This window comes from Pirellulaceae bacterium, assembly GCA_019636385.1.
GTDB lineage: Bacteria > Planctomycetota > Planctomycetia > Pirellulales > Pirellulaceae > Aureliella.
This window is the reverse complement of the sequence record JAHBXT010000006.1, coordinates 174259-200130: the sequence shown is the minus strand read 5'-3', so window position 1 is coordinate 200130 and position 25872 is coordinate 174259. Positions and strand designations below refer to the sequence as shown.

Sequence of the window (25872 nt, the reverse complement as noted above, 5' to 3'; positions counted from 1 at the left end):
GACACGCTGCCGCTGGATTCTGCTCTTTTAAATCTAAATCACCGAGCATTCATCCCAACCTGCAACACTCTGGGCATTTTGACAGTGTTGCGGCAATCTCTCCAACCCCAGTTCTCGCTAATGACAGCTTGAAAGGGGTGCACCAGAATCCCCACCAGTTTTCTTTCAGCCATTCAATGAAACCAGCACCCAGAAAGAAACCCAATACGCCGCAGACAATCGCCCCAATCAAGATCGTATCGCCGGTGAAGAATGGAGGGTCATCGAACAGGAACATGCAAGCGCCAAGTCCAATACCTCCACCGGCAAGCGCTCCAAAAAACGTGCCCGCAATTACGTTTACTAGATTGCTTTTGTCGTTCGACATTGTGAGGCTCGCCGTAGTTTCAAAGGACAGGCCGTAGTCATTATTCGTGCGAGATGACGAAATATTGATGTTCGTTATGCGGCGTGCTCGAAATCATCAACGGTGCAGATGACGATCATCCCCATGTTGTCGCGACGAACGCCCGCGATCACCGACGTCGCGGCAAGTAAACTCACCATCAGGAAGCGGCCAATCCGCGACTTCGGTGCATCGCATTGTTATGCCAGAGCGTTTAGTGGCAGTGGCAATAGACCGGTGTGCAATTCAGTTCGCAGCACGTGGCAGCCACGACGCCTAAGCAGGTCAAGCATGCCGTACCGCTCGGGTCATTCGTGCACGGAATGAGGCAGTGAGGGGCGTTACGTTCGACACATGCGCGGTTACAGTTTGAGCGACTGCAGTCACCACCATGACAGTGGCAGCTGTAACGCACCGGCGTCGCACACGGTGAACCGCAAGGCGAGCAACCATGCGTATGGTCTGTTGCCATTGGGTACGAATGCGTGTGACATGCGTTTGTGCATCCCGTGGTAGGTTGCGATGGGCAGCAGGCCGACGCTGCGCGGCGGCACCGGAGTATCTGCGCGTCAGCAGAATCACAGTAGAGTAACGAGGCAATTACTGTTGCCGAGAGAAAAAGAATCGTGTTACAGCGGAACATCATGAAGCTCTCCTTCGAGTTGAAACGAAACGCACATGAAAACGCTTTTCATGTTTTGGGCATAACGGCTGGCATAACCGGGCCGCCGCGGTTGATGCTCCATTGGAAAACGCGCTGTCGGCGGCTCCGCGTTCATGCCTTTGTTATCCGACGATGTTCAGTTGGAGTTACTCCGCGTCGTCGGCGCCTGAATCGTCGTGACCAAGATAGCCAGCAATTACGGTAGTGTCCCCTCCGCTTTGTTCGATGTATGCCATTAACCGATCTTCGTTGGTCAACCGGCGGATAGCTTCTTCTTTAAGCGTTGCTTCGGCCGCCTGCACCTTACTTTCGGCGATGGCAAACTCTTCTTTGAATGCCTCCACCATTGGTTTTAGATACTTGTTTGCTGCCAGAGCCCCTCCAAACGCCTTGAGTGCAAATCGGCCGTAATGCAAAGATACCAAAATGGACGTGAGCGACCCGTGCTTGTTGCGTTTGAGCAACGCCATCAAACGTTCTAGCGCTTGTTGGACGACACGACTGTCGATCAAATCTGCCGCGATAATCTGCTCCAATTTTGCAACAAGGCTGTCAAATGTCGCCGCGATGTCCTGCGCGTCCCGAACTTCGTCGAACACTAAGTCGAAGTCATAGTTGGCTTCATCAGGCGATAGGATTGGTGCTTCAACATGACGCATGTTGGAAAGAAGGAACGAGGCGAATTCGGTTGAGTAATTATGGTTGTGGTTACTTGCCAGTTGTTCCCCTTGGAACTGCTGAAGCAGCGTCGTGAGCCACGATGGCCTTGAGGCGTCTGGAAGTAGCTTGTACAACTGCGACGCGTACAGCATCAATTCATTCGCGGTGCCGGCGGACAGCCTGTGGTCCTGAACTAATGTGTTGACGATCGTGTTTGCGCAGTCGACGATGTGACGGTGTACTTCATCGACCGAGTTTCGCAAGTTGGCATCCATGATCTGATTTCGAAAAAGCGGTTGGTGCTTTAGTCGGATAACGATTAGTATACGCAGCTAGCGAGTCAGAACTCCGATATTCAGAAAGTCAGCGCGGATGCCGCAGCGCTGAGATTTTACGACACGCTAGGCAGCTGTCAATTTGCAACAATGCGGTAGTCTGGAATAATGAAATAATGACTTGGTGGAGAGGCGGTTCGGTTATTGGCCAGGAGCAGCGCGCGCTGTTGAGCCGCCTAGCTAGCCCAGCGCGATATGGCTTTCGCTGGTCGACCATCGGCATGTGCGACGTGAGTCTTTCTGCAAAGGCTGTGGAAGCTATGCCGCTGCTTGAACGCGGGCTGAAGAAGTACGAGAGCATCGTCGGTCGCATGAAATTAGCAGCCTGCAATACCGACATCCTTGAGCAAGTCCTTGACGGACAATAACCTAAGGACTCGTCCGGAAATAAGTTGCCTAATTAGCCGGAACGCGATAGCGTCCGGTTGCTGAGAAAACCGGGTGCTAATGCCCGGGTGCTAATGCACTCCCGCTGAAAGTAAGTTCGGTAATTTATTTCCGCGCAGCTCCTAATCGCGCGCTGGCCGTGGGCGCAGCCCAGGCTTCTTATGATTAAGATTGAGTTGATAACTTGCCGCCATACGAGGTCCCCGAGGGATGAATTCATGAGATTAACTACCATAACCATGTTGTTGTGGCTGTCGTTTGTCCGAGGAGCTATTGCCGCAGAGGGGGAGGCTATCGCTGGCGTTGGGCCCACTGGCCCGGTTGAGAAATGGGCCGATGGGTTTCTGTTTACTGAAGGGCCAGTGGCCGGTGACGATGGTGAACTTTATTTCTCAGATATCGTGGGGCAGCGGGTCTACCGCCGCGATGTCGAGGGAAAAGTTGACCTGCTGCTGCAAATGAGTGGCATGTGCAATGGCCTGGCGATTTCCGGCAGCGGGAAACTGATTGCTTGCCAAGGTGGGACGGGACGGATTGTCGCGATTGATTCGGGGGATGGTAGCGTGACTCCCATCGTGGCTCAATACAACGCTAATCCATTCAACCAGCCCAACGATTTGTTTCTGGATGCAAAGGGCGGAATCTACTTTACCGATCCAGTGTTCGTATCCCGATCGTTACCCCAGGGTACGATGGCGGTTTATTACGTAGCTGCCGATGGCACGGCGCGGCGCTGTGCAGAAGGATTGGACCTGCCCAACGGAATCGCGCTGTCGCCCGACGGTGCGACGTTGTACGTCGCCGAGATGGGAAGTCGCAAACTGCTGGCCTATCCGGTGCAGGAACCAGGTAAACTTGGAGCGAAACGGGAATTGATTGCGTTGCCACACGGCGGTGATGGGATTACCGTCGATCGTCAGGGCAACGTCTACGTTACCCAGCCAGACAGCTCCTCGATCGCTGTAGTCGACCCCCACGGCACACTGCTCGGTTCACTTCCGTTTCCCGAGCGACCAGCCAATTGCACGTTCGGCGGCAAACAGGGTAAAACCTTAATAGCCACTGCTCGCCGCGGGATTTACGCCGTTCCCATGCATGTCGCAGGATTCCCTGGCAATCGCCTACCGCAGTAATAGCAACGTTTCAATCGCGCTCCGCCATGGGCTAAAGAATTCTGGAATCTCTACGGCTATTTGTTGGGCATGTGCGCTTGTTGTGCGCCTTGCGCGATGTGAAGTGGCACTGATTGGACCAATGGAACCATTCGGCGAATCTGGTCCATTCACCGAACCAGAATTCAGACACCAGGATCGCTCATGGGCAGAGCAGCCTTTTTCCGCTGCGTCACCCTTTGGAAGGTTTGACCTTGCGATATACTGTGGAGCCAGCTTGCCTCACAACGACATTACTCACAACGACATTATCTGGCCAGGAGTACGCCATCTGTGAATGATCAACCTATTGCCGTGGTATTGGCTGCCGGCCGCGGTACGCGGATGAAGAGCGATTTGCCGAAAGTGCTGTTTCCCGCCTTGCAGCGTCCCATGATTCACTGGGTATTGGATGCTCTGGAGCAGGCTGGCATCGGTCGCCAAATTGTGGTCATCGGCTATCGCGCCGACGACGTACGTCAGGAGCTGGGCGGTCGGAGCGGCGTACAGTTCGCAGTGCAGCAGCAGCAGCTTGGCACAGGCCACGCAGTCGATCAGTGCCGCCAGCTGTTGGGAAATCACAACGGCCCAGTACTGGTCGTAGCTGGCGATTCGCCACTGATTCAGGCCGATTCCATTCGAGAGCTGTTGTCACTGTTCCGCAGCGGCCAGTACTCCTGTTTGCTGGGAACGCTACTGAAAGACGATCCCGCGGGCTTGGGAAGGATTGTCCGCAATTCTGATGGAAAATTCTGTGGAATTGTCGAACACAAGGACGCCTCTCCAGCCGAATTAGCGGTCAATGAAGTCAACATGAGCACTTACTTGTTCCACGGACCGGACTTGCTGTGGGCCCTGGCACAATTGGACAATTCAAACTCCCAGGGCGAGTACTACTTGACAGATTGTCCCGGAATTCTGCTGAGGTCGGGCAAAAACGTTGATGCGCGCACGGTACTGAAATCCTGCGAATCGCTGAGCATCAACACGATCGACGAGCTGCAATTGGTGGAGGAAAAGATGCGCGAAATGGGCTATCAACATGCGTGAGTTAAAAATCCTGAGTGGACAAGCCAACCCGCAGTTGGCCCATGACATTTGTGAAGCACTGCACCTGCAGTTGGGATCGGTGTCCTTAGGCAAATTCCCTGATGGGGAGAATTATTGCAAAGTCAACGATGACGTGCGCGGCCGCGACGTATTCTTGATTCAGCCCACCTGCCCACCGGTCAACGATACGCTGTTGGAGCTGTTGATCATGATCGATAGTTGCAAGCGCGCCAGTGCTGCGCGGGTAACTGCGGTCATCCCCTACTATGGCTATGCCCGACAAGACCGCAAGGATGAAGGCCGAGTGCCTATCACGGCCAAGTTAGTCGCCAACATGATCACTCGCGCCGGTGCCGATCGCGTGCTGACGATGGATTTGCACGCTCCGCAGATTCAAGGCTTCTTTGATGTTCCCGTCGATCACTTGTACGCCGCTCCGGTGCTCAATGGATTCATCGAGCAGATGGGATTTGCTGCGGAAGACTTAGTAGTGGTGAGTCCTGACGAAGGCAGCATCAAGCGCGCGATTGGGCATTCCAAGCGGCTCGGTGGCCGCCTGGCCATTGTGGACAAGCGTCGCGACAGCGCAATAGCCACGACTCAAAAGAATATTATTGGCGGACCCGTCGAAGGCAAAGTCTGCGTGATATTCGACGACATGATCAGCACGGCGGGATCAATCTGCGGGGCCGCCGAATTGGTACACAAAGCGGGGGCACGAGAAATCCATATCGCCGCCACTCACGGTGTTTTATGCGGCAACGCCATCGAGCGTTTGCGAGCGGCTCCCATCAAGTCGCTATGCATCACCAACTCCATTCCACTTCCGCCCGAGAAGAAACTCGAGTGCACGCAAGTCGTCTCTGTGGCACCTTTGTTAGCTGAAGCCATTCGCCGCATCCACCATCATAAATCCATTAGCGAACTATTCCGCCCGCCAGCGCAGGACAGTGGCACTTAAGCGGACGATCCAGTGGCCGTCGACAAAACCTGGATTGCTTGGGCCCGGGCGTTGACTAGGGGGCATGTAACTTGACTAGGAGGCTTGTAACATTGCGGCGCTCAATGTGTCTTATGCACTGATGCCGGTGGCATGCCAGTGAGCTACCGTCGTCGGAAGCTGGCGACTGGTGTATTCTCATGGGCTGACCGCCCCAACAGTCAATGCATGATTCCCGCGATGAGCCAGGCCTGCTCATGCGTTTTCAAGAATCTTAGCGAGCGAGGATTTTCAGGTGTGGCAGTGCCTGCTGAAGTGATGAAATCCCCTGCTCGGTTACCTGAGTTGCGCGGACGTCCAGCCATCGCAGCCCCGCTAATTCGTGCAGGAAATTTAAGCCGTCATCGGTAATTTGCGTTTTGCTCAACTCCAAGCGTTGGAGGCCAGGCAAGGATCGTAGGTGGGCTAACCCAGCGTCGCTAACCCGACATTCATTCAAGGCCAACCCAGGCAGCTGTGGCAAACCTGCCGGGGGCGTTGCACCGAAAACTATCGGAGCGGGTGCGTTGATAGTCGCATCTCGAAGAGCAGGCAACTTGGCCAGGTGGACCAAGCCCGAATCGGTTACCTTGGTACCACTTAATTCGACCATGCGCAGTTGGCCCAGCTCCGCTAACTGCTTGATCCCAGAGTCCCCAACTTGCGTGTGGCTTAAATCCAGCGTATGGAGCTGTTTCATGTCCCGGAGATAGGTAAGACCATCATCCGTGACCAGCGTGTGATCAAGCACAAGTCGCTGCAGCTTGACCAGCCGCTGGATATACATCAATCCCTTACTTGTAACTTGGCAGTAACTTAGAGACAGCCCTGGCAATTGACGGAGTTCTTGCAGACGAATCAGCCCCTCATCGGTGATTCGGGTATTGCGCAGACCGAGCCACCTGAGGGCGCTATACCCTTGTATGTAGTCGAGCCCAGCGTCGGTAACTTGGGTGCCCTTGAGGCCCAACAATTGCAACTGGACCAGGCCCCGAATCGCTTCGAGCCCCCGATCCGATACAGCGGTGTCGGCCAAATGGAGTGCTTCAAGTTTCTGAAGCCGAGCGACATGCGACAATCCGGCATCGGTGATCCTGGTGTCTGCCAGGCTCAGTTCGATTAGCTGAGCAAGATCGCCAATCCATTTCAAATCAGCATCGTCCGTAGCGGTCTGGCCGAGGTAGAGTCGCGTGATGGGCTGGCCGTTTCCACCGGAGGTAATCTTGCCGCCAAGTGCTTCAATGCGCTGGATAGCCCAAGGGGCCGTTGCTGGACCGGATGTCGCATCCTGAGCGAGAGCAATGTCGCTTGCCGTCGCCAACATGAACGCTAGGAATACCCATCGCATAGCTTACCCTCCCAGCAATACAGCCCGTACTAAGCAGAGGTACGATTCTACGGCAACTGTGTTAATCAATGATGCGTTGGCAATGAACGCATCGGCCAAAATCCAAATCGAATAACTGCCAGGTAATCAGACACTTGGACCAGCGGTACTCATTCTTGGCTAGTGGGTTTGTCCTTTCGAAAGACAGCGACGATATCCTCGACAGGTACCACATAGAGTTGGTTGTCGGGCTCGAAGTCCACGGGGATGGCGTTTTTGGGGTGAAACAGGATTTTGTCGTATTGACGCAGAGGCAGGTCTTCGTCGTGCTCGACGAGGCGACTGATGGTGACGATCCGGCCGGTGATGGTGGGTATTTCTGCGGCGTCGGGCAGGGCGATCCCCCCCTTTGTCTCCCGTTTGGGCTCGTCCTTCAGCACCAGGACTCGTGAGCCGATGGGTTCAATGAACTGGAGCGTGTTGGTTTTCGACTTCGCCATAATATTGGCCTGGATGGGAAAAGTGGATTGGAAGTAGCAGCAAAAATAATTGACTGCTGCATTCTGAGCAAGGGAACCTGGCCAGGAGAACCAGGACGGGATGTGGGATCATTGTTTGCACTTGAAAGAGTCTGGCGATTTGGGATACTGACGGTTCGCTGGCATGTGCCTGGCCGACGGCTGTGCCGTTGGTCGACGGCATGTGGCCGCGCCCAAGGACCGTTTTGACGTCGAATAGCCGTTTTTAACTGACAATTTCTGAGTAAGTCGATGAGTAGCGAAACAATTACCGTTGCCAAGCGTACTGCGATTGGTTCCAACGCATCCAAGCGATTGCGCGCCCAAGGCCAAGTTCCTGCGATTTTGTACGGCCACGGGGAAGAAAATGTCAATCTATCCGTTCGCGCAGATGCGCTTCAGGGCGTGATCAAGCATGGTACAAAGCTTTTGACACTGACCGGAGATATCGCTGACATGGCGGTACTGCGACAGGTTCAGTGGGACACCTACGGCACCAGCGTTGTGCACGTGGATCTTCACCGAGTTTCAGCGACCGAAGCGGTCGAGGTCACGTTGCCTGTACACCTGCACGGGGAGGCTCCTGGCATAGGCGAAGGTGGACAATTGGTGTTCCAGACACACGAGTTAACTATCCGCTGCCCAGCGGCCAATATCCCTGAGTTTATTACGGTCAGTGTTAGCGGATTGCATCTGGGCAAGTCGATTCACGCAGGCGAGGTTACACTGCCTGAGGGAGCCAGCATGGTTACCGGCAGCTCGCGCGTCGTGGTGCAAATCGTCAAGCCAAGTGAAAATGCGGATGACCTGGCTGCGGCAGGTGCGGTTGAGCCTGAGCTGATCCGCAAGGAAAAGGCGGAAAAGGGCAAAGAGGCAGAGGCCAAGTAGCGGCTTCGGCTGCTGTGACTTAATCGTGCACAGTGACTTAGTCGAACGCAATGCAGTGGCTGAATGCGATTACTTGCTGTGGCTGGTGAATTAAGGGAGAATGACGCTAACGCAGAAATTGGTGGTAGGCCTGGGTAATCCAGGAGCCAAGTACGTGGGGACACGCCACAATATTGGCTTTGATGTGCTAGACGCGCTGTGCCGCAAGCTGGCTGCCCCTCCACCGCGTGTCAATGGAGATGGTAAGACGAGTTCGATTGCTCTGGGGTCAGACAAACTACTATTGGTATGGCCTCAGACTTACATGAATCACAGCGGTCGGTGCGTGCGCCGATTTGCACAATTTTACAAGACGGACATTCACAGCGACTTGTTGGTTATTTGCGACGACTTGAGTCTTCCGGTAGGAAAGGTTCGAGTTCGACCTCAAGGGTCTGCCGGTGGGCAGAAGGGGTTGGCAGACATCCTCCAGCAGCTTGGAAGTCTACAAATACCTCGGCTGAGGATCGGTATTGGGGCTGTTCCCGACCACTGGGATGGCGCTGATTATGTGCTCAGTCGATTTCGCGACGATGAGCGACCGGTGATTGCCCACAGCGTTGAGCGAGCCTGTTCGGCCATCGAAGCTTGGTGCCAACACGATTTGCAGTACTGCATGAACCATTTTAATAGCTGAGGACGATTGAGGTCGCAAGACGATTCGTTCCGGCAAACACCAACCGTAAACATTCGACCATTTAGTTTGAATTGATTGGGAGTTCACCAAGTTGACTACTCAGTGCTACGACTGTTTCTTTTTGTTTGACAGCAACAAATTCAATCGCGACCCGGGTGGCGTGGCCGCCAAGCTGCACAAGTCGATTGAAGACTTAGGTGGTGAGATTCTTGCCAGCCGTCTGTGGGAAGAGCGCAAATTGGCTTATCCCGTTGAAGGACATGGCAAGGGCACGTATTGGATTTCCTATTTCAACATGGAAACCTCCAAGGTCACCGCCTTCAATCGCCTGTGCAAGTTGGATGAGAATATCCTTCGGCACTTGGTAATCAAGGTCGATCCGAGGTTAGTAGAGACATTGGTCGCCCACACGTTGGGCAAGTCCGACGCGCCGGTGGGTGCGGCTCTGAATGAGGAAATCCTGGCCCAAAGTAGCGTCGATGACGAAGACGGTGAAGTTTAAGCTCGTTTATCCAGTCCCATTGACAGGAGGATAACCATGGCCAGTTACAATCGCGTCATATTGATGGGCAATTTAACCCGCGATATACAGCTTCGGTATACGCCTTCAGGAACGGCCGTCACGGAAGTTGGTTTGGCTGTCAACGATCGTCGTAAGAATCAAGCTGGGGAGTGGGTCGATGAAACAACGTTTGTCGATGTGACATTTTGGGGAAAGACCGCCGAAGTCGCTGGCGAGTACCTGAGCAAGGGCTCTGCGGTGTTCATTGAAGGCCGCTTGAAGCTGGATACTTGGGAAAAGGATGGCCAGAAACATTATAAGCTGCGAGTCGTCTGCGAGCGCATGCAGATGTTAGGTGCCAGGCAGTCCGGTGGTGAATCGCGATCGGCTCCCATGCAACAGCAGTCGCATCGCGACGATTTTGGCCCCGGCTCGGCAGTTCACGAGCCAGAACCGGTGGTTGATGACATTCCGTTTTAGGCCGTAGTCAAGTAACGATTGTGTATGGATGGACGGATGTCCCATCCGGCAACACAACACACGGCAGCGAATTTGGTAAACATCAGTTTTAAGTTAGATTAGACACAGCGAGTCTTGAATTATGTCTTCTGCGAATCTGCGAGCCCGACGACAAGCGTTTAAGCGTTTACCCAAAGGCGATCATGGCGGCATTGAATTGCTGTTAGTACACAATGTCGACCATGTTGGACGTCAAGGTGAAGTGGTCCAGGTTCGGCCGGGCTTTGCCAACAACTATCTGCTGCCTCAAGGCTTGGCCATTGTGGCGACCGAGCATCACAAGCGGATGGTTGAGAAGCACAAGGCCAAGTTGAAGGAGATCGAAAGGGCGCGACTGGGCAGATTGCAGTCGCTGGCCGATCGAATTGCTCAACAGTCAGTAACCATCGAGGCCAATGCAAATGACGAAGGCCATTTGTATGGCAGCGTTGGAGCTGTGGAAATTGTTGCCGCGCTGCGAGCGTTGGATTTGGTTATCACCGACGACCAAATTCGACTGCAGGGACCACTCAAGGAACTGGGCTTGTACACCGTCAAGATTCACTTGCATCATGAAATTGAAGCGGACTTGAAGGTGTGGGTAGTGCCGTCGGCAAATTAGCCAACGTAGCTACGCTCGACAGAGCGTGGACGCACTACTGGACTAGTAGCTACGCTTGCCAGAGCGTGGATGAAGCATCCGTGGATTAGAATATCCAAACTGCTACCTGAAGAATCTCGAACGGAAGAAATTTTTGGGGCTGTGGCGAAACTGGCAGACGCGCTAGATTTAGGTTCTAGTACCGCAAGGTGTGCAGGTTCGACTCCTGTCAGCCCTACTTTCTTTTTTCTTTGATTCAATGTCGAATCGTTTATCGAGCCGTGTGCTGGGCGGCTAGTGGCTGAATTCGCAAACAGTGCAAGGGGCTTGGTCGACGTCAATACTCTGGGAGTCACCTCATGAATCGCATCTGGTGTTCGTTGGCGATTATTTTGTTATGTCCTCAGGCTCGCGCACAGCAAACGCTGGGCAGGCTGGAGCGATTAACGCCAGAGTTTGATCGTTTGGTAGCTCCAGATGCTAAGATTGAAGTGCTAGCCCGCGGGTTTACCTGGACCGAGGGCCCGGTCTGGATTGGCGACTCCAATGGGCATCTGTTGTTTTCCGATATCCCCCGCAATACGATTTACAAGTATCAGCCCGGAGCGCCGGCTGGTCGTGAAGTCAGCGTATTCATGACGCCATCGGGCTTTACGGGAGTCACGTACTATGGGCTTGAGCCCGGCAGCAACGGTTTGTTTCTAGATGGCCAGGGTCGCTTGTGCATGTGCGAGCACGGAGATCGGCGCGTCAGTGTCCTGACTGACAACGGAGGCAAAATGACATTGGCCGACCGCTATCAAGGCCGGCGGCTCAATAGTCCCAATGATGCGGTGCTGATGAAGAACGGTGACATCTACTTCACCGACCCGCCCTATGGCCTGCCAGAACAGTTCGCAGATTCACGCCGTGAGTTGGACTTCTGCGGAGTGTATCGGCTCAAGCCCAATGGCGAGTTGACATTGCTGACCCCCAGCATCGCACGTCCCAACGGCATTGCGCTCTCTCCAGACGAGAAGTTTCTGTATGTAGCGCAATCGAATCCCCAGCAGGCCAATTGGACGCGATTCGAAGTCCGCCCCGATGGCACGCTGGGAGACTCGAAAGAACTGCTCAACGTTACCGACCGCGTCGGCAAAGAACCCGGGCTGCCCGATGGACTGGAGGCCGACAGTCAAGGCTATTTGTGGGCTAGCGGACCTGGCGGCATATACGTCATCAGTCCCAAGGGCCAGCTCGTTGGTCGGCTGGTAACAGAGCAACGCACCAGCAATTGCACACTCAATCCTGACGGCTGGCTATATCTCACCGTCGACTCGTATCTGTGCCGCATCCGCACGCTGGCCAGACCGATTACGCGCTAGGCTTTGGAAGTGAGGCACTGGTAGAACCGGCATGACTGCTATTGTTCAGCACCTCGGCGTCCCACTGGAGTGCATGGTAGTAGAAGTCGCGTTGAGGACAATTGAGTGTTGTGTGTGGTCGGGAAGCCACCTCTCGGACGTGGGCTCTTTGAATCATCAAGCACATTTCGACTAAGTCTTGTAAAACTGGAACGACGATGTCCCAATCAACGTCACGGCCGGCGATAGACTTGCTGAGTTCTAGCGCTAGGTGGGTGATGGCGGGCATGTCCAATTGTCGCCCAACGGTGCGCAGTCGATCCAAAGATTCGGCCAAGGTTTTGACATCGCGAGCTTCGTAGGCCGAAATGGTTCGTTCCGTCAGGTGGCCAATCGTGATGGCCTGGCTGTCCTGAACATCGAAGTTTCCATAACGGCTGTCCGGTCTCCACCCAACCTGCATGGAGACGAACCGTTCGACTAACATTGGATCGAACTGAGAGCCAGCGCAGCGCGTAAGTTCTGCAAAGGCCTCTTGAGGAAGTTGCCCCTTGCGGTAGACACGATTGGAAACCATGGCATCGTAGGCGTCGGCGATGGAGATAATTCTGGCGCCCAGCGGTATATCTTGACCAACCGGCCCGCCCGGTGGTGTCCCGATACCATCATACCGCACATGATGGTAACGAATGATGTCCACCAATGGCTTGCACTGGAAGGCGGAACCCAGGATCTCGACACCGATTTGAGCGTGAGCCTCCATGACTTTCCACTCGTCCGCATCCAGACGACTGGGCTTGAGCAGTATTGAATCTGGAACTCCGATTTTGCCGATGTCATGCAATAAACCTGCGATTTCCAAGATGTACAATTCGTTCACTGGCATTAGACCTCGGCCAAGCGCAACACTCAACTCCGAAACCCGTTGGCTGTGAAGGGCTGTGTCCGCATCACGATAGGCCAAGGCTGTGTGCAATGAGGCAATGGCCTGATAGGAGATTGGCTGGTTCGTCAGCGGCACATTGATGATGGGAGCCTTAGGCGCGTCAGGCTGAGCGTCATCGGCCATTTCTGGACTCCACAGCTTGACTTGATTACGTCCACCTTGTTTGGCGGCGTACAAAGCCTGGTCGGACTGCTCCATCATGATGTGAGGTGTAGGTGCACCGAGCCGACAACTGGAGACTCCAAAACTTGAGGTGACGCGATACGGCTCAGCTAAATTGTGCTGAATGGCTCGTCGCACTCCCTCGGCAATTTCGAGGGCAGCTTCGGCCGACATCTCCGTCAGGATCACACAAAACTCTTCGCCACCGTATCGTCCAACAAAGCCTTGATCTCCGACCGATTCTTGAATCACTCTGGCTACATCTTTAAGCACTTCGTCACCTACGGAATGTCCGTAGTTATCGTTGAGCTTCTTAAAATGGTCGACGTCCAACAATACAACGTTGACGGACGTGTCGTGCTTGAGGTAGTCTTGCCAGCCGGCTTCCAGCCGTTCCATCAACATGCGCCGGTTGAAACACCCAGTGAGTGCATCCTTGGATGCCAACTCGTTAAGCCGCGCATTTTGAATCTGAATCTGCTCTTTGGATTTCTCCAGCTCGCTCATCGCCTCAATGAGATTCTGTTTTTGGGCTTCCAGGGTTGTTACGTCTTCGAAGCTGATCATCGCTCCGGCAAGTTTGTCGTTGGAATCAATGATTGGATTGGCGTTAACCACAAACGTCATTTGACCGCGGCCTTGCAAACTCAACTCGACGGTCACACCAGCACAGCGCTCGAGCGACTGCATGGCCCGGTCCCATGGCAACAAACTGGAATTTGCTCGGAAAGGAATCGACTCCAATGAGCTGCCCACAAGGTCTTCGCGATTGCGTCCTGTGGTCAAAACAAAAGCTTCGTTGGCCATCATGATGCGGCTATCCGGATCCGTGATCACCACGCCACCAGCAATCGTGTCTAGCGTGTTGCGCACGCGGCGCGGCACGGCCTTGCTAGAGTCCATCACCGCCAGCGATCTTCGCAACAAGAGCGAAAAACTGAATGAATTCAGGATAATGGCTAGTATGAAGGACTTGAAAACTGTCCACAATTTGGAATTGGACCAGTCGTGCTTGAAACTGGCCTCCAAGTGCCCCCACGCTCTGGAGTCGCGTAAAACGGGAATTTGAATGGTATTTTTGCCCAGGCTGCCCGCTGCTTCTGGCTCCTGACCAGGCTTGGTTGATTCGTGGATAATCAAGCCGTCAAATCGAATCAGTCGAATTCGCGAGACATCGCTGAGCTGCTCGCAAAAAAGGCTCAACGCATTTCGAATATCACCGTAGCTGCGACGCTCCATGTCGCGAGCACAACTGATGGCCAGTTGTTGGCAAGCCAACAAGCGGCGTTTTTCTTGCAGATTGGCCTGATCAGAGGCCTTCTGATAAACCACCACCACGATGGGAACTGTGGAAAGCAGTGCCAGCAGCATCGTCAGCCTGGTTGTTATACCAAAGCGTTGCATTCTGAACCTTATTCCACTGCAGGTCTGTAATCAACTGGCCTTTTCCGTCTCAGGGTGCATGCCCAGCGATACAACGAGCCGCAGGTGGATGACGCACAATGAGCTAAAAACTCTTGCTCACAGTTGCGTCCAAACTTCCCAAAGTGGTCAGAACTTGCCGCTGCCGAACGCCGAACGGTAACCAACATTGAAACCTACGACGACTCTGCCGATTGTAATGGTCGCGAAGCATTTCAAAGTCCCAGCTTCCGTGTGCGTCAGAGAGTCAGGGAGGGCTACCTGCCAGAATTGTCGACCTTGATGGTGATGCGGCTTTTGCCGACTGCATCGGCAGCAACTGAGCCGGTTTATGCTGGCCGGAAGCTGACCGCTGATGCGTCCAAGTTCACGGTGCCGAGTACGAAAGTGAGTCTCTGTGAACTCAAAATATGGTGAAATTGCTAGCAATTGGCCACATATACGTCAACGCCTATCGAGCCAGTTCACTTGCCGTGAAGATCAACACTCACTGGAGAATTGCATGTTGCGCAGGCCGGCGTTGCGCCAGCCGCCGCTGGCTGCCATTATTCCGTGGCCTAGTGGCATCTTGGGCGACGCTAGGCGTGGTCGTAGCCGATACGGGATTGTTCACCAAGGTTACACAACTGTCAAAGTCAGAAGCTCAGGCAACTGGAATTCCGCCCCAGACCTCAGAGCTTGGCGTAGACAATTCAGTTCTCCTTTCACCACCGGCGGGCGCCAATTTTGACGGCGAAACCATTCCGCTTGTCCCTGAGTCTTTTGATTTCACCGTGGTTGCCAGTCCATCGATCAAACTTGGGGATTCATTAGCGTCAGACGTGGGAACAACTCAGTCGCTGGGAGACACACTCTCGGAGGCGGCGCTTTGCCCACCGGAATCACAGCTTAGACAGCCCTGGTGGCACGCCAGCTTGGCTTTGAATCGCGCAGAAAACGGCCGGGTTACCGATCTAGCTGAACTGGTTTGGCAAGCCGTCTCTCATTCGCCCAACATCCAAGCGATACTGCTTGAGCCTCAAATACTCGATGCGCGAGCGGCCAAAGAATTAGGAGAATTTGACGTCAACTCTTTCGTGGATTCAATTTTCCGCGATACATCCGATCCAGTGGGAAACACATTGACCACCGGAGGGCCCCCGCGTTTGAACGAGAGCTTGTGGGAGAATCGAGCGGGAATACGCAATAAAAACCAACATGGCGGAAGGACGGAGTTCTTTCAAGAATTCCTGACCAAGGATAACAACTCACGTTTCTTCGACCCGCGTGAGCAAGCTGATTCACGCATGGTATTGCGCTATACGCAACCGTTGATGCGTGGGCGGGGCTTGACCTACAATCGCGCCAGCTTTGTGGTTGCTACCATTACCGCCAATCAAGGCAAGTATCAAGCCTCCCTGGCTCTACAAGATCACACGTTTCAGCTGACCACCGCGTACTGGGATTTATATGCAGCCCAGGGAGAAATGCTGCAAATCGAGCGCGGAATCGAGAATCTACAGCTACTATATCAACAACTTCAGGGCCGAAGCGAAATTGATAGCTTGAGGAGTCAGGTTCTTCGCGCCGAAGCTGCGATCCACAAGCAGACCGCTGCATTGGCACAGGCTCAGGCTCGCTGGACAATTGCGCAAGCCAATCTGAAAGCGGCAGTAGCGGCTCCAGACTTACTTTGTAGTGCTGACTACATCGTCCCCATAGCCCCTGTTGTCACCTGCCCGTCAAACATCGATCTACAACACGAAAGATTACAAGCTCTTGAGCAACAGCCCAAAATTCAAGAAGCCCGACAAGCCGTCCGATCCGTACGCACACGTTTGCATGTAGCGGAAAATGAATTGAAGCCCACGTTGAATCTCGTCATGGAAGGATACCTACGCGGACTCAGCGGTGACTATGACGTGATCGAGTCCCTTGGCGATCAATTCACCAAGACTCCCAGTTACCATGCAGGCGTGGCTTACCAGCGTCCACGACGCAACATAGCGGCGCAGTCCATTCTCCACGAACGACGCATGGAGCTTCGAAAATCGCTGTTGCAGCTCGATAACATCCTGTTGAGCGTGTCAGCGGATGTCGAGGGGGCCGTAGCCATGGTTCAGTCGGCATATCAACAACTTGACTCCGCCGTCCGCTCGACGTTGGCAACGGAGGCGGAAGTCCAATACTTGGACGCGATTTGGCGCGATGCTTTTCTGGGCGGAGCACGGACCACCAGTTTGCAGCTCGATCAGTTGTTGAATGCACATATTCAACTGATTTCATCAGAGAACAACTGGATTCGCGCCGAGCAGGACTACATGCTCGCCCACGCTCGATTACAACTTGTAACCGGCTCGCTGCTGCCATGTTTAACAGCCGCAGATGCAGTTCATTCGAACTAAGCGTCATTATCGCTACACATTCTGTGTGGACACCCGGATTCGATTTGCTTGGGCTCGGCACATCTCACCTGAGCGCCAATTACGTGCTAGCGTCTTCCAGCGACAGTCTCTTTCATCGCAGAAGGGCTCAGGCTGGTAGCCGTTTTGACTATCCAGATGAGGTGGATTCACCATGCACACAACGATCCGGATGATTGCAACGATCATGTTGCCGTTGCTGAGCACACCAGCGCTTTTCGCCCAGGCTCCCTTAAGCCGCCCCAATAGTGCAGGACCTCAGGGCGTACTCGGGCCTTGGAAAGTCTGCAAGGTCGCCTGTGCCGAAAGCGGGTTGGTTAAGGAATTGCTGGTGCAACCCGGTCAGTTTGTCCCCAAAGGCCAACCTCTGGCAAGCCTGGATTGCGACCAACAAGAACTGATGATCATGATTGCTCAAGCTCATGCCAAGAACCGGGGAAAGCTTCACGCCGCCCAGGCGGACTTTGAATTGAATCGCCGTAAGCTAGTCGCTGTGGAGTCGGGCCGCAGCCACAGCTATACGTCTCAGACTGAATTGGAACGGGCTCGAGTTGAATTAGAAATTTCCCAAGGAAGATTGACGGCCGAATTGGAAGAGAAGTCGATAGAAGAGCTGCAGATCAAGCGGCTGGAAAACCAGCTTCAGCAACGAACGATTGTCGCCCCTTGGGATGGTACTGTTGTCAAGTTGTACAAGGAAGTTGGAGAGTACGTCGCTCCCAACACTCCAGAGATACTGGAAATTGTCGATACCTCGCGCCTGCGGGCTGTCTTTTATTTAACGCTGGCGGAGGCTCGCAGTCTACCAACCGGTCCTGCATTGACGATCGAGGTTGATGGCCAAGCCATGGACCAAGCCGAACTGGAGTATGTTGCGCCGGTGGCGGATGCGGAAAGTGGACTGATCGAAGTTCGAGCGCTGATCGCCAACCCGTCCCGTCAAGTCATGGGCTCAAGCTGCACGCTGGTATTGAGCGGTACTGGAAACAACCGAGCCTGATCTCGTATCGTGGTCAGACCATTTCAATCAATATCGTGGCTGCCAGATGCAAACTCCTTTCCTGCCTACCGCCAGTTTTTCAGCGCGCGTTTTGCCAACCAGCGTTGCGTGCGATGAACTCGGCGGAGCCCCCCCACTGGCCAATTTCGTGCCTTCAACAGGCGCCATACCGGAAGAGGTTCACTGCCCCCAGCAGGCCCACCCACGCACCCAGGCTGCGGCGCAGTTCCACGAGTCGAGTGCCGAGGCCCATTCGGTTCCTCAGCGATTACTGGACTTCAATCGCTTTCCACCCAACGGTTCTCAGCCAGCACTCGCAGCGGTTCTTGCTCATATCGAATACATAACTGGTGCCGAGTTAATTGCTGGATTTCTGGAGAATAATCGTCTGGCAATCCACAGCACTCGTTCCGACGAGTCTGCAGAAGGTGCGTTTTCGAATAACCTCGTCGCCGCCGTTCGCGAGGCGGCAGCGACCTTGCAGGGATTCGGATTTGCTATTGAGTCCGAGCAATCGTCAATCGTCCTTCAATGTTTGCGTCAAGAACTAGCGACGCAATCCGTGATTAGCTTTGGAGTTTCCAGCAAATCCTTAAAATTGGGCTTAGTGCTGAGTTTCGACCGTACTGTGCATAGTCAAGCTGCGGAGTTCACACAACTCTTGAATTCGCTGCGCCTCGAGCTTTCGGCTTGGATCGGCCTGTGGCATCTGTGCCAGACAGGCCAGACTGCTGAACAGTGGCTTGGCAGAGCTAAGAGGATTTATGCAGCTCGAAAATATTGGCTGTCTCTGTTGTGCATAGCCGTGTTGTGCCTGGCGATCCCAGTTCCATTCTCACCTCGGCGAGATTGCATCGTCGAACCCGCGTTTCGCAGATTCCTCACAAGTCCGGTGGCTGGGCGTGTCATGAGTGCGACCGTCCGACCGGGTGACATTGTCCAGACCGGCATGCTATTGGCCCAGATTGACGATGAACCGTTACGATGGGAACTGTCTCGTGCCGAGGCTGACCTGCAGCAAGCAATCAAGAAACGCGATACCGCCATGGCCGCTCGCAATGGCGGTGAAGTTCGTTTGGCTGACCTGGAACAACAACGGATTTCCCTTCAGATCGAAGATCTGCAGTCGCGATTGGCGCAGCTCGAAATTCGCTCGCCGATTGACGGTGTCGTGGTGGCGGGCGACTGGGTTCCAACTTCCGGAGCGACAGTTCAACAGACTGACACACTGTTTGAAATTGCTCCCTTGGAACATATGCGCATCCAAATCCTGCTATCCACAGAGGATCTTGGACAAATTGACGTTCATACTCCGGTCTTGCTTCGCGTCGATTCCGCTCATGGCCAAAGTTGGACCGGCAAGGTCCGGCGGATTGATCCACGAGGACATGTGGAAGCAAATCGAGTGGTATTCTTTGCCGAAACCGAAGTAGAGAATCAAGACCAGGCTCTGCGTCCCGGGATGCGTGGCACTGTGCGACTTTCCGCTGGATGGAAGAGCCTAGGATGGCTGGCCTTCCATAGACCTTATATTTGGTTCATGAAAAAATTCGCTTGGTAAAGGTGGGACGACCGGATGCAGGCTCCTCCATCGGCAAACGTGTTAGAATTGCGACGCGATCTGACGTTTAGGGTCCATCAGCCGTCTGGCAAGCTATGGTACTCGGTCCTTGAACCTATCAGCGGCCGGCTGTTTAGACTGGGCGCCCGCGAGTACGCAATTGCCAGCCGTCTGCGGGCCGGCGTTACTTCCGGTGATATCGCCAGGGAAGTGAATCAAGCCGCGACATCTAATGCTGCACAAGACTCAAGGAACGCGACTGACAGCCTGGATGTCACCGAAGCCGAAGTGATTGAACTGACTCGGTGGCTTACTCGTTGTGGGTTGACGAACAGCGACCAAACGTCCACTCAACCACCACCGCGGCGCTGGATGATTGGACTACTGTATTCCCGAATTCCGTTGGTCAACGGGCAGCGATTGGAGAAATGGGCATCCATTGTTGCACCGTTCCTCACTCCGGTATTGTGCGTGGGGATTCTAGTATCGTACTTGGTTGCCCTCATGTGCGTGGCCGCTCACTGGGAACTGTTCTCGACTGCCACACAATCGCTGTTCGTCTCGGACGGTCAATTGTGGTGGCTAGTCGCCTGGTTGGTTCTGAAGGCCGTTCACGAATTGGGACACGCGGCGGTAGCGGTGCGATTTAACTGCCCTATTCGCTCGGGCGGATTGAGTATTATTTTTTTCGCCCCCATCCCCTATGTGGATATTACCGATCTGTGGTCGATTACGAACCGTTGGCACCGGATCGCCTGCTGTTCGGCGGGAATTCTGGGCGAATTGGCGGCTGCCTCACTCGCCGCTTTTATAGCCATATACACATCGAATGAGTCATTAAGATACTTTTGCTGTGCAGTGGCCACTTTAGGAACTGTCAGTACCGTGGCATTCAACGCTAACCCGCTGATGAAATTCGATGGCTACTTCATTATCTCAGATCTGCTCAATCTGCCCAACCTGTGGTCACAAGCACAGATCGCCTACGCCTCACTATGGAAGAAGGTACTGCTGCCCTGGAGATCATGGCAGATCACATGGCCAAACCCGCTTATTGCGCTGTACGGAGGCGCATGTTCGGTCTATCGCTTTTTAGTGCTGACCACGCTAGCAGCCTCCGCGATTCTGCTGTGGGAGACCATTGGAGTTATTTTGGTGTTGTGGGGGGGATACGCAACCGTCTTGTATCCGCGCTTAATGCAGCTGAAGATGCGGCGACTTCAGGCTGCAATGTCACCTGGCGCTGAGAACAATTCGAGCTATGAGTGGCTCTGGTTCAGCGGAGCTATCACGGCGGTTAGTCTGATCTTCATTTTGGCACCTTCGCCCATTCAACCAACAGCGCCAGGCGTTGTAGCGCATCACGGGACCATGCTGGTCAATGCAGAGGCCCAGGGAATCCTACACGAAATCTGCGCCGCCAGCGGCAGTATGGTGGAGCCCGACGAGGTAATCGCTATTCTCAAAAACCCCGACTTGGAATTGGAACTGGCGGTAAAGCGTATCGAGGTTCAGATGACTCGCGAGTCCATACGCCTCAAACAAGCTCGTGGTGCCCTGGCGATGTTGCAATCCGAAATGGCTCGACTGGAATCTCTGCTGACACAACTTGAACAACTGGAATCTCGCGTGCAGCGATTGCTAATTCGCGCTCCTATCCGGGGCACGATTGTAGCGATACCGATCCAGCACATCCTTGGGCACGCCATTTCAATTGGTCAAACGGTGTGTCTTATCGCCCCATCTCAGGAGCTGGAGGCTGTGATCTCTGTGGACCAACGCCATGTTCCAAGACTACAGCAAGCGATTGGCAAGCCGCTGTCAGTCAGCACGACAAATGGTGTCAACACCATGGGCATCGTAGAAAAAGTGGATCCCAAGGGCAGCGATTACCTTACCGAGCCCTTGCTAGCTGCCAGTTACTCTGGCCCCATACCCGTTGAATTCACGCAGGACGCCAAGCAGCAGTCGCAGCTGCGCATGCTGTCGCCCAGATTTTCGGTGAAGATCAAGTTGCCATCCGGCAGTGGTTTGCGACCCGGACAGATGGTTTGGATTAGGATCCCGGGAAAATCCGCCAGTCTTATGTCAGCGATTTACAATTGGGGAGAGAACCGCTGGATGACGCTCAAACGGAGCTACCAATTGCTCGAACAAGGGTAGTTTGGGCAATCAATAGCAGTTTCAAGGAATACTTGACGCGATTTTTGACACAAAGACTTGTCAAAATCCAGCCGGGCAGCGTATAAATAGTGGTGGTTAGCAAGGCGATTCAGGTCTTGGTCCCTGCCCAATCGAACACAGAAACCTGACCCTTTGGACCACGTAATGACACTCTACCAGAATTAGACAGACAGTAAGGATCGATAGACATGGCAATCAATTTAACCGAAGCTGCTGCCGTGCAGGTCAAAAAATTCCGAGAAGAACACCAACTTGGCGAAGACATGTTTTTTCGCGTGGGAATTTCCGGAGGCGGATGCAGCGGCTTCAATTATGCGTTAACTTTTGACGACAAATTTGACTCGACCGGGGATAGTCGCTATGACATACACGGTGTGGCTGTGGTCGTCGACAAAAAAAGTGCGCTGTATCTGGACGGGGTAACCATCGACTGGCATCAAAGCTTGGAGAAGCAAGGCTTTACATTCGACAATCCCAACGCGGTGAAGACTTGCGGTTGTGGCAGTTCATTCTCCGCCTAATCGCAGAATCCTCCTGAATTAGGGGACTGCCGATTTTAGTTCCGCTCAGAATATTCATGCGACCGAGTCCTCGATAGAGCTCGGTCGTTTTTGTTTTCCGGATAGGGGTTCCGGCAGCAACGGTATCTGTTACGACGCGAAGCATTCGGTATCATAGCCTCGCATGGTTCGTTCCCATTTCTTTCCGTGGCCCGCTCTCTGCGACGCTGCGTTTAACGGTCGTATTTCGTCATGCAACAGCAGCAACCGTCCAATAAGATCACCATCATCGGCATCGGCGATGATGGATTCGAAGGCCTGACTCGTCAAGCGTTGGAGTTAATCCGAACCGCCGGAACCGTGCTGGGGCCAGCGAACTTACTGTCCAAGCTTGCCCCCGGAAACTACGCTACGGTACCGCTTCCGGCCGATCTAGAAGCCGCGGTTGAAAGCGTCGCTCAAGCCAAGTCAGGTCCGCTGGTGCTGCTGGCGAGTGGCGATCCACTGTTCTACGGAGTTGCGCGTTACCTATGTGACCGACTGGGTAAAGAACGATTCGAGGTGGTACCGCACGTCAGCAGCATGCAATTGGCGTTTGCTCGAGTCAAGGAAAGCTGGGATGAAGCCTATTTGACGAATTTGGCCTCCCAAAGTCTATCGCATGCCGTGAGTCGCATTCGGATGGCCCAAAAGGTAGGTCTGTTTACGACTCCGCAGGCAACACCAGCGCATGTTGCTCGAGCATTAATCGATCAGCACGTCGATTATTTTACCGCCTACGTCTGCGAGAACCTGGGTTCACCTGACGAACGCGTAACCCGTGGTAGCTTGGTAGATATTGCACGGCAAAAATTTTCAGACTTAAACGTGATGGTGCTGGTCCGCCAGCCCGATGTACCCGATCGTCCAACGAAGTTGCAAGGCAAGCGACTTTTCGGTAACCCCGACGAATGCTTTCTGCAAAGTCGCCCCAAGCGAGGGTTGTTAACGCAAGCCGAAGTACGTTCGATTGCCTTATCGCAAATGGACTTGGGCATCAGTAGTGTCGTGTGGGATGTCGGTGCGGGCAGTGGATCCGTGGCCATCGAAGCGGCGCAACTGGCCTCAGCCGGACAGGTCTTTGCCATCGAAATGGACCCCGAAGATTACAACTTGCTGGTGGAAAACTCGCGCACCTTCGGCACAATGAACCTGACGCCCGTACTGGGGGAAGCGCCCAGTGCATGGGCCGATTTGCCTGACCCAAACGCAATTTTCATCGGAGGCACGGGCCGCGCCGTGACTGGACTGATTGAAGCTGCTTGGACTCGGCTGCGCAACACGGGGCGATTGGTAGTGCATGTCAGCAGTCTCGATAGTTTGAGTTCTGCAGAAGCTGCGATATGTGCGTTGGGGCAGGTGCCTGATATTTTGATGATCAATTTAGCGCGTAGCCAAGTGCAGATGGATACGCTACGTTTCGAGGCCGTGAGCCCGACGTTTCTGCTGACGGCTTGCAAGCCATGACGCGACAATCCGCTGAGTTCGATGTCGTGGCCGTCGGCGCTCATCCGGACGACATCGAGATTGCATGCGGAGGCACGTTGGCCAAGCTGACGCGCCTGGGCTACCGGGTGGCCATTGTGGACCTGACCGATGGCGAACCAACGCCACGTTGTGAACATCCCGATGTACGACGCGCCGAAGCTCAGGCGGCAGCCGAGGTGATGGGCGTTCATCGCGTTATCCTGCCACTACCTAACCGGCGCCTGTTCGACAGTTTCGAGGCGCGCGTACTGCTGGCCACAGAATTTCGGAAAATGCGACCAAGATTGGTAATAGGTCTTGGGCAAAAAACCCCTCTCGCCTCGCCTGACCATTATCAAGCGATGCTCATTACGGATGCAGCCGTTTTTTATTCACGATTGAGTAAATGGGATCAGCATTTTCCACAGCTGGCTGCGCATACCATTACTTCGCAACTCTACATTCATTTAGGCTTCGAGCACTTGGGAACTGTCGAGCATAGCAACTGTTTAACGGTTGATATCTCCGAACAATTGGAACTCAAACTGCAGGCAATCTCCTGTTATCAAACGCAGTTTCCACCAGAGCGACACAGCGTCCTAAAACGCGTAGAAGCCTTGGCGCGGTCGGCAGGCGCGGCAGCCGGCTTTGCAGCAGGCGAAGTTTTTTATTCTCCGCGCGCGATCGGTTGTCAGGATTTGGTCGCTGCCGTTGTTCCCGATCGCTGACAGGCCACTGATGCGACTTCCACCACTGATTCACCCACACGTTTACGCTCATCCAACGCTGGACACGGCAATCTGGTTCTTGCACCTGCGGTGGTTGGCGGTCGTTGGTCAACTGCTCACGCTGGTTGTGGCTGGGTACGGTCTGAAAGTTGATTTGCCTGCCCAGCAGATTGTAACGCTGATCGCTATCACGGCGATTACCAATGTCGCATACTGGCTGTGGTTGGTACGCATGCACCGCACAGGCTTGCATTTGGCAGACCGACTGCCTAACGGCCAGATTATTTCGGCTCTCATGCTGATCGACATTCTGGACTTGACCGGCCTGCTGTATTTAACCGCAGGTACGACGAATCCATTTTGGTTGTTTTACTTTGTGAACGTGGCAATAGCAGCCGCCATTGTCACGCCCGCGTGGGCTTGGATGCTGTGGAGCTGCACAGTACTGTGTGTTGTTATGCTTCTTGCAATCCGTGTCCAACCTATCGACTTGCTCGGCTCGCCGATGTCCTCTTCCGAGGTTCCAGCCCGCTGGTCGATCTCCAAGCTCGGGTACTTGATTTCGTTTGTGGCCTGCAGCGGAATCATAACGTACTTCATCACTATATTGACCGGCCAGTTGCGACAACGTGAACAGGCCATTAAGGAAGCTGAAGAGGCAAAATCCCGCAATCGCCAATTGGAATCATTGGCTACCTTGGCTGGCGGAGCGGCTCACGAGTTAGCTTCACCGCTGAGCACGATTGCGGTAGTCGCCAAAGAGCTCATGCGCCGTTTGGAGCGGCAATCCGCCTCGGAGCCAATCTTGAACGATGTTCAACTCATCCGTACCGAACTGGATCGATGTCGCATTATTCTGGACCGTATGACAGCCGCCACCGGTGATGCGGCTGGAGAGCGTTTGCGATCGATTTACATCGATGAATTCATGGATGAATCTCTACTGGGGATTCGCGACATGAGCCGAGTGAACGTCAGCATTCAATCAGGCGCAGAGCACACTCCCAGCCTGTTGCCGGTTCAAGCTGCCGCACAAGCCATACGAAATCTGGTGCAAAATGCCCTGGATGCTAGTCCGGAAGGAACCGATGTCCAGGTTCAAGCCGCCGTTCGGAACAGTGTTTGGTGTATCGACGTCATTGATCAAGGCGAAGGGATGTCCGACGCGGTCCAGCAACGATTAGGCGAACCGTTCTTCACCACCAAGGAGCCTGGAAAAGGTATGGGCTTAGGCGTCTATCTGTCGTTGAACGTCATTCGCAGATTAGGCGGTTCGCTTGATTTTGTGAGCCAGCGTGGGCAGGGCACGCAAGCCCAGGTGCGACTTCCTGTCACTAGTATAGTCGGCTCCTAAAATACGCCCTGAGCACGACATATGCTAGCAAACCCAGTGTAATCGAGGATAATGGGGTTCGGTTAGGCGGTTCACCGTCGTCCGGACGAACCTGGCTTTCGAACCCTCCGCTAAGAATTTTCGTCATTCTTATGAATCAAGTG

The 25872-nt window shown here is 54.0% G+C and carries 23 protein-coding genes and 1 tRNA gene; 19 read left to right on the top strand and 5 right to left on the bottom strand.

Annotated features, from left to right (window positions below; translation table 11 throughout):
- Positions 1 to 49: 49 nt before the first annotated feature.
- Positions 50 to 367 carry a hypothetical protein gene (locus KF752_19900; GenBank protein ID MBX3423826.1) on the bottom strand — a complete coding sequence of 106 codons (318 nt, stop codon included), beginning with the start codon at positions 365 to 367 and terminating at the stop codon, positions 50 to 52.
- A gap of 828 nt (positions 368 to 1195) precedes the next feature.
- A complete protein-coding gene (locus KF752_19895; GenBank protein MBX3423825.1) occupies positions 1196 to 1984 on the bottom strand; it encodes a hypothetical protein in 789 nt (262 codons plus the stop codon).
- Positions 1985 to 2160: 176 nt separating this feature from the next.
- Here KF752_19895 and KF752_19890 point away from each other — a divergent pair, with 176 nt between their 5' ends.
- The 4 genes from KF752_19890 to KF752_19875 all read left to right on the top strand — a co-directional run bounded on the left by KF752_19890 (position 2161) and on the right by KF752_19875 (position 5593).
- Positions 2161 to 2412, top strand: a complete 252-nt coding sequence (locus KF752_19890; protein ID MBX3423824.1) for a hypothetical protein — start codon at positions 2161 to 2163, stop codon at positions 2410 to 2412.
- 237 nt (positions 2413 to 2649) lie between these two features.
- Positions 2650 to 3564, top strand: coding sequence for an SMP-30/gluconolactonase/LRE family protein (locus KF752_19885; GenBank protein MBX3423823.1), 915 nt, complete (start codon positions 2650 to 2652; stop codon positions 3562 to 3564).
- 363 nt (positions 3565 to 3927) lie between these two features.
- Positions 3928 to 4632, top strand: a complete 705-nt coding sequence (locus KF752_19880) for an NTP transferase domain-containing protein (GenBank protein MBX3423822.1) — start codon at positions 3928 to 3930, stop codon at positions 4630 to 4632.
- Positions 4625 to 5593 (top strand): ribose-phosphate pyrophosphokinase, encoded by a 969-nt coding sequence (locus tag KF752_19875; protein MBX3423821.1) that lies wholly within the window; start codon positions 4625 to 4627, stop codon positions 5591 to 5593. Before KF752_19880 ends, KF752_19875 begins: the two co-directional genes overlap by 8 nt.
- Positions 5594 to 5846: 253 nt before the next feature.
- Here the strand turns inward: KF752_19875 and KF752_19870 are convergent, their stop codons facing one another.
- Complete coding sequence (locus KF752_19870; GenBank protein MBX3423820.1) at positions 5847 to 6959, bottom strand: hypothetical protein; 1113 nt, start codon at positions 6957 to 6959, stop codon at positions 5847 to 5849.
- Between the two features lie 149 nt (positions 6960 to 7108).
- Complete coding sequence (locus KF752_19865) at positions 7109 to 7438, bottom strand: co-chaperone GroES (protein ID MBX3423819.1); 330 nt, start codon at positions 7436 to 7438, stop codon at positions 7109 to 7111.
- A gap of 270 nt (positions 7439 to 7708) precedes the next feature.
- Between KF752_19865 and KF752_19860 the strand changes: the two genes are divergently transcribed.
- The 7 genes from KF752_19860 (at position 7709) to KF752_19830 (ending at position 11985) form a co-directional block, all read left to right on the top strand.
- Positions 7709 to 8344, top strand: a complete 636-nt coding sequence (locus KF752_19860; protein MBX3423818.1) for a 50S ribosomal protein L25 — start codon at positions 7709 to 7711, stop codon at positions 8342 to 8344.
- Between the two features lie 100 nt (positions 8345 to 8444).
- Positions 8445 to 9020: an aminoacyl-tRNA hydrolase gene (pth, locus tag KF752_19855; GenBank protein MBX3423817.1), complete on the top strand. Its 576-nt coding sequence runs from the start codon at positions 8445 to 8447 to the stop codon at positions 9018 to 9020.
- Between the two features lie 91 nt (positions 9021 to 9111).
- Positions 9112 to 9522, top strand: coding sequence for a 30S ribosomal protein S6 (gene rpsF / locus KF752_19850; GenBank protein MBX3423816.1), 411 nt, complete (start codon positions 9112 to 9114; stop codon positions 9520 to 9522).
- 36 nt (positions 9523 to 9558) lie between these two features.
- Positions 9559 to 10002: a single-stranded DNA-binding protein gene (locus KF752_19845; GenBank protein MBX3423815.1), complete on the top strand. Its 444-nt coding sequence runs from the start codon at positions 9559 to 9561 to the stop codon at positions 10000 to 10002.
- 121 nt (positions 10003 to 10123) lie between these two features.
- On the top strand, positions 10124 to 10642 hold the full coding sequence (rplI, locus tag KF752_19840; GenBank protein MBX3423814.1) for a 50S ribosomal protein L9: 519 nt from the start codon (positions 10124 to 10126) through the stop codon (positions 10640 to 10642).
- 135 nt (positions 10643 to 10777) lie between these two features.
- Positions 10778 to 10859, top strand: a tRNA-Leu gene (locus KF752_19835).
- A gap of 121 nt (positions 10860 to 10980) precedes the next feature.
- The gene (locus KF752_19830) at positions 10981 to 11985 is read left to right on the top strand and encodes an SMP-30/gluconolactonase/LRE family protein (protein MBX3423813.1); all 1005 of its coding nucleotides are present in this window, start codon (positions 10981 to 10983) and stop codon (positions 11983 to 11985) included.
- Here the strand turns inward: KF752_19830 and KF752_19825 are convergent.
- Positions 11975 to 14476 (bottom strand): diguanylate cyclase, encoded by a 2502-nt coding sequence (locus KF752_19825; protein ID MBX3423812.1) that lies wholly within the window; start codon positions 14474 to 14476, stop codon positions 11975 to 11977. The genes KF752_19830 and KF752_19825 overlap by 11 nt on opposite strands.
- Positions 14477 to 14904: 428 nt before the next feature.
- Between KF752_19825 and KF752_19820 the strand changes: the two genes are divergently transcribed.
- The 8 genes from KF752_19820 to KF752_19785 all read left to right on the top strand — a co-directional run bounded on the left by KF752_19820 (position 14905) and on the right by KF752_19785 (position 25729).
- Positions 14905 to 16878, top strand: coding sequence for a TolC family protein (locus KF752_19820; protein ID MBX3423811.1), 1974 nt, complete (start codon positions 14905 to 14907; stop codon positions 16876 to 16878).
- Between the two features lie 172 nt (positions 16879 to 17050).
- Positions 17051 to 17896, top strand: coding sequence for an efflux RND transporter periplasmic adaptor subunit (locus tag KF752_19815; protein MBX3423810.1), 846 nt, complete (start codon positions 17051 to 17053; stop codon positions 17894 to 17896).
- A gap of 46 nt (positions 17897 to 17942) precedes the next feature.
- Positions 17943 to 19457, top strand: coding sequence for an HlyD family efflux transporter periplasmic adaptor subunit (locus KF752_19810; protein ID MBX3423809.1), 1515 nt, complete (start codon positions 17943 to 17945; stop codon positions 19455 to 19457).
- A gap of 15 nt (positions 19458 to 19472) precedes the next feature.
- On the top strand, positions 19473 to 21620 hold the full coding sequence (locus KF752_19805; protein MBX3423808.1) for an HlyD family efflux transporter periplasmic adaptor subunit: 2148 nt from the start codon (positions 19473 to 19475) through the stop codon (positions 21618 to 21620).
- Positions 21621 to 21829: 209 nt separating this feature from the next.
- Complete coding sequence (locus KF752_19800; GenBank protein ID MBX3423807.1) at positions 21830 to 22162, top strand: iron-sulfur cluster assembly accessory protein; 333 nt, start codon at positions 21830 to 21832, stop codon at positions 22160 to 22162.
- A 231-nt stretch (positions 22163 to 22393) separates the two neighbouring features.
- Positions 22394 to 23647 (top strand): precorrin-6y C5,15-methyltransferase (decarboxylating) subunit CbiE, encoded by a 1254-nt coding sequence (cbiE, locus tag KF752_19795; GenBank protein ID MBX3423806.1) that lies wholly within the window; start codon positions 22394 to 22396, stop codon positions 23645 to 23647.
- Positions 23644 to 24375, top strand: a complete 732-nt coding sequence (locus tag KF752_19790; GenBank protein MBX3423805.1) for a PIG-L family deacetylase — start codon at positions 23644 to 23646, stop codon at positions 24373 to 24375. The genes cbiE and KF752_19790 overlap by 4 nt, the downstream gene beginning before the upstream one ends.
- A gap of 10 nt (positions 24376 to 24385) precedes the next feature.
- Entirely contained in the window at positions 24386 to 25729 is a 1344-nt protein-coding gene (locus KF752_19785; GenBank protein MBX3423804.1) for a HAMP domain-containing histidine kinase, read from the top strand.
- The last annotated feature ends 143 nt before the right edge of the window (positions 25730 to 25872 follow it).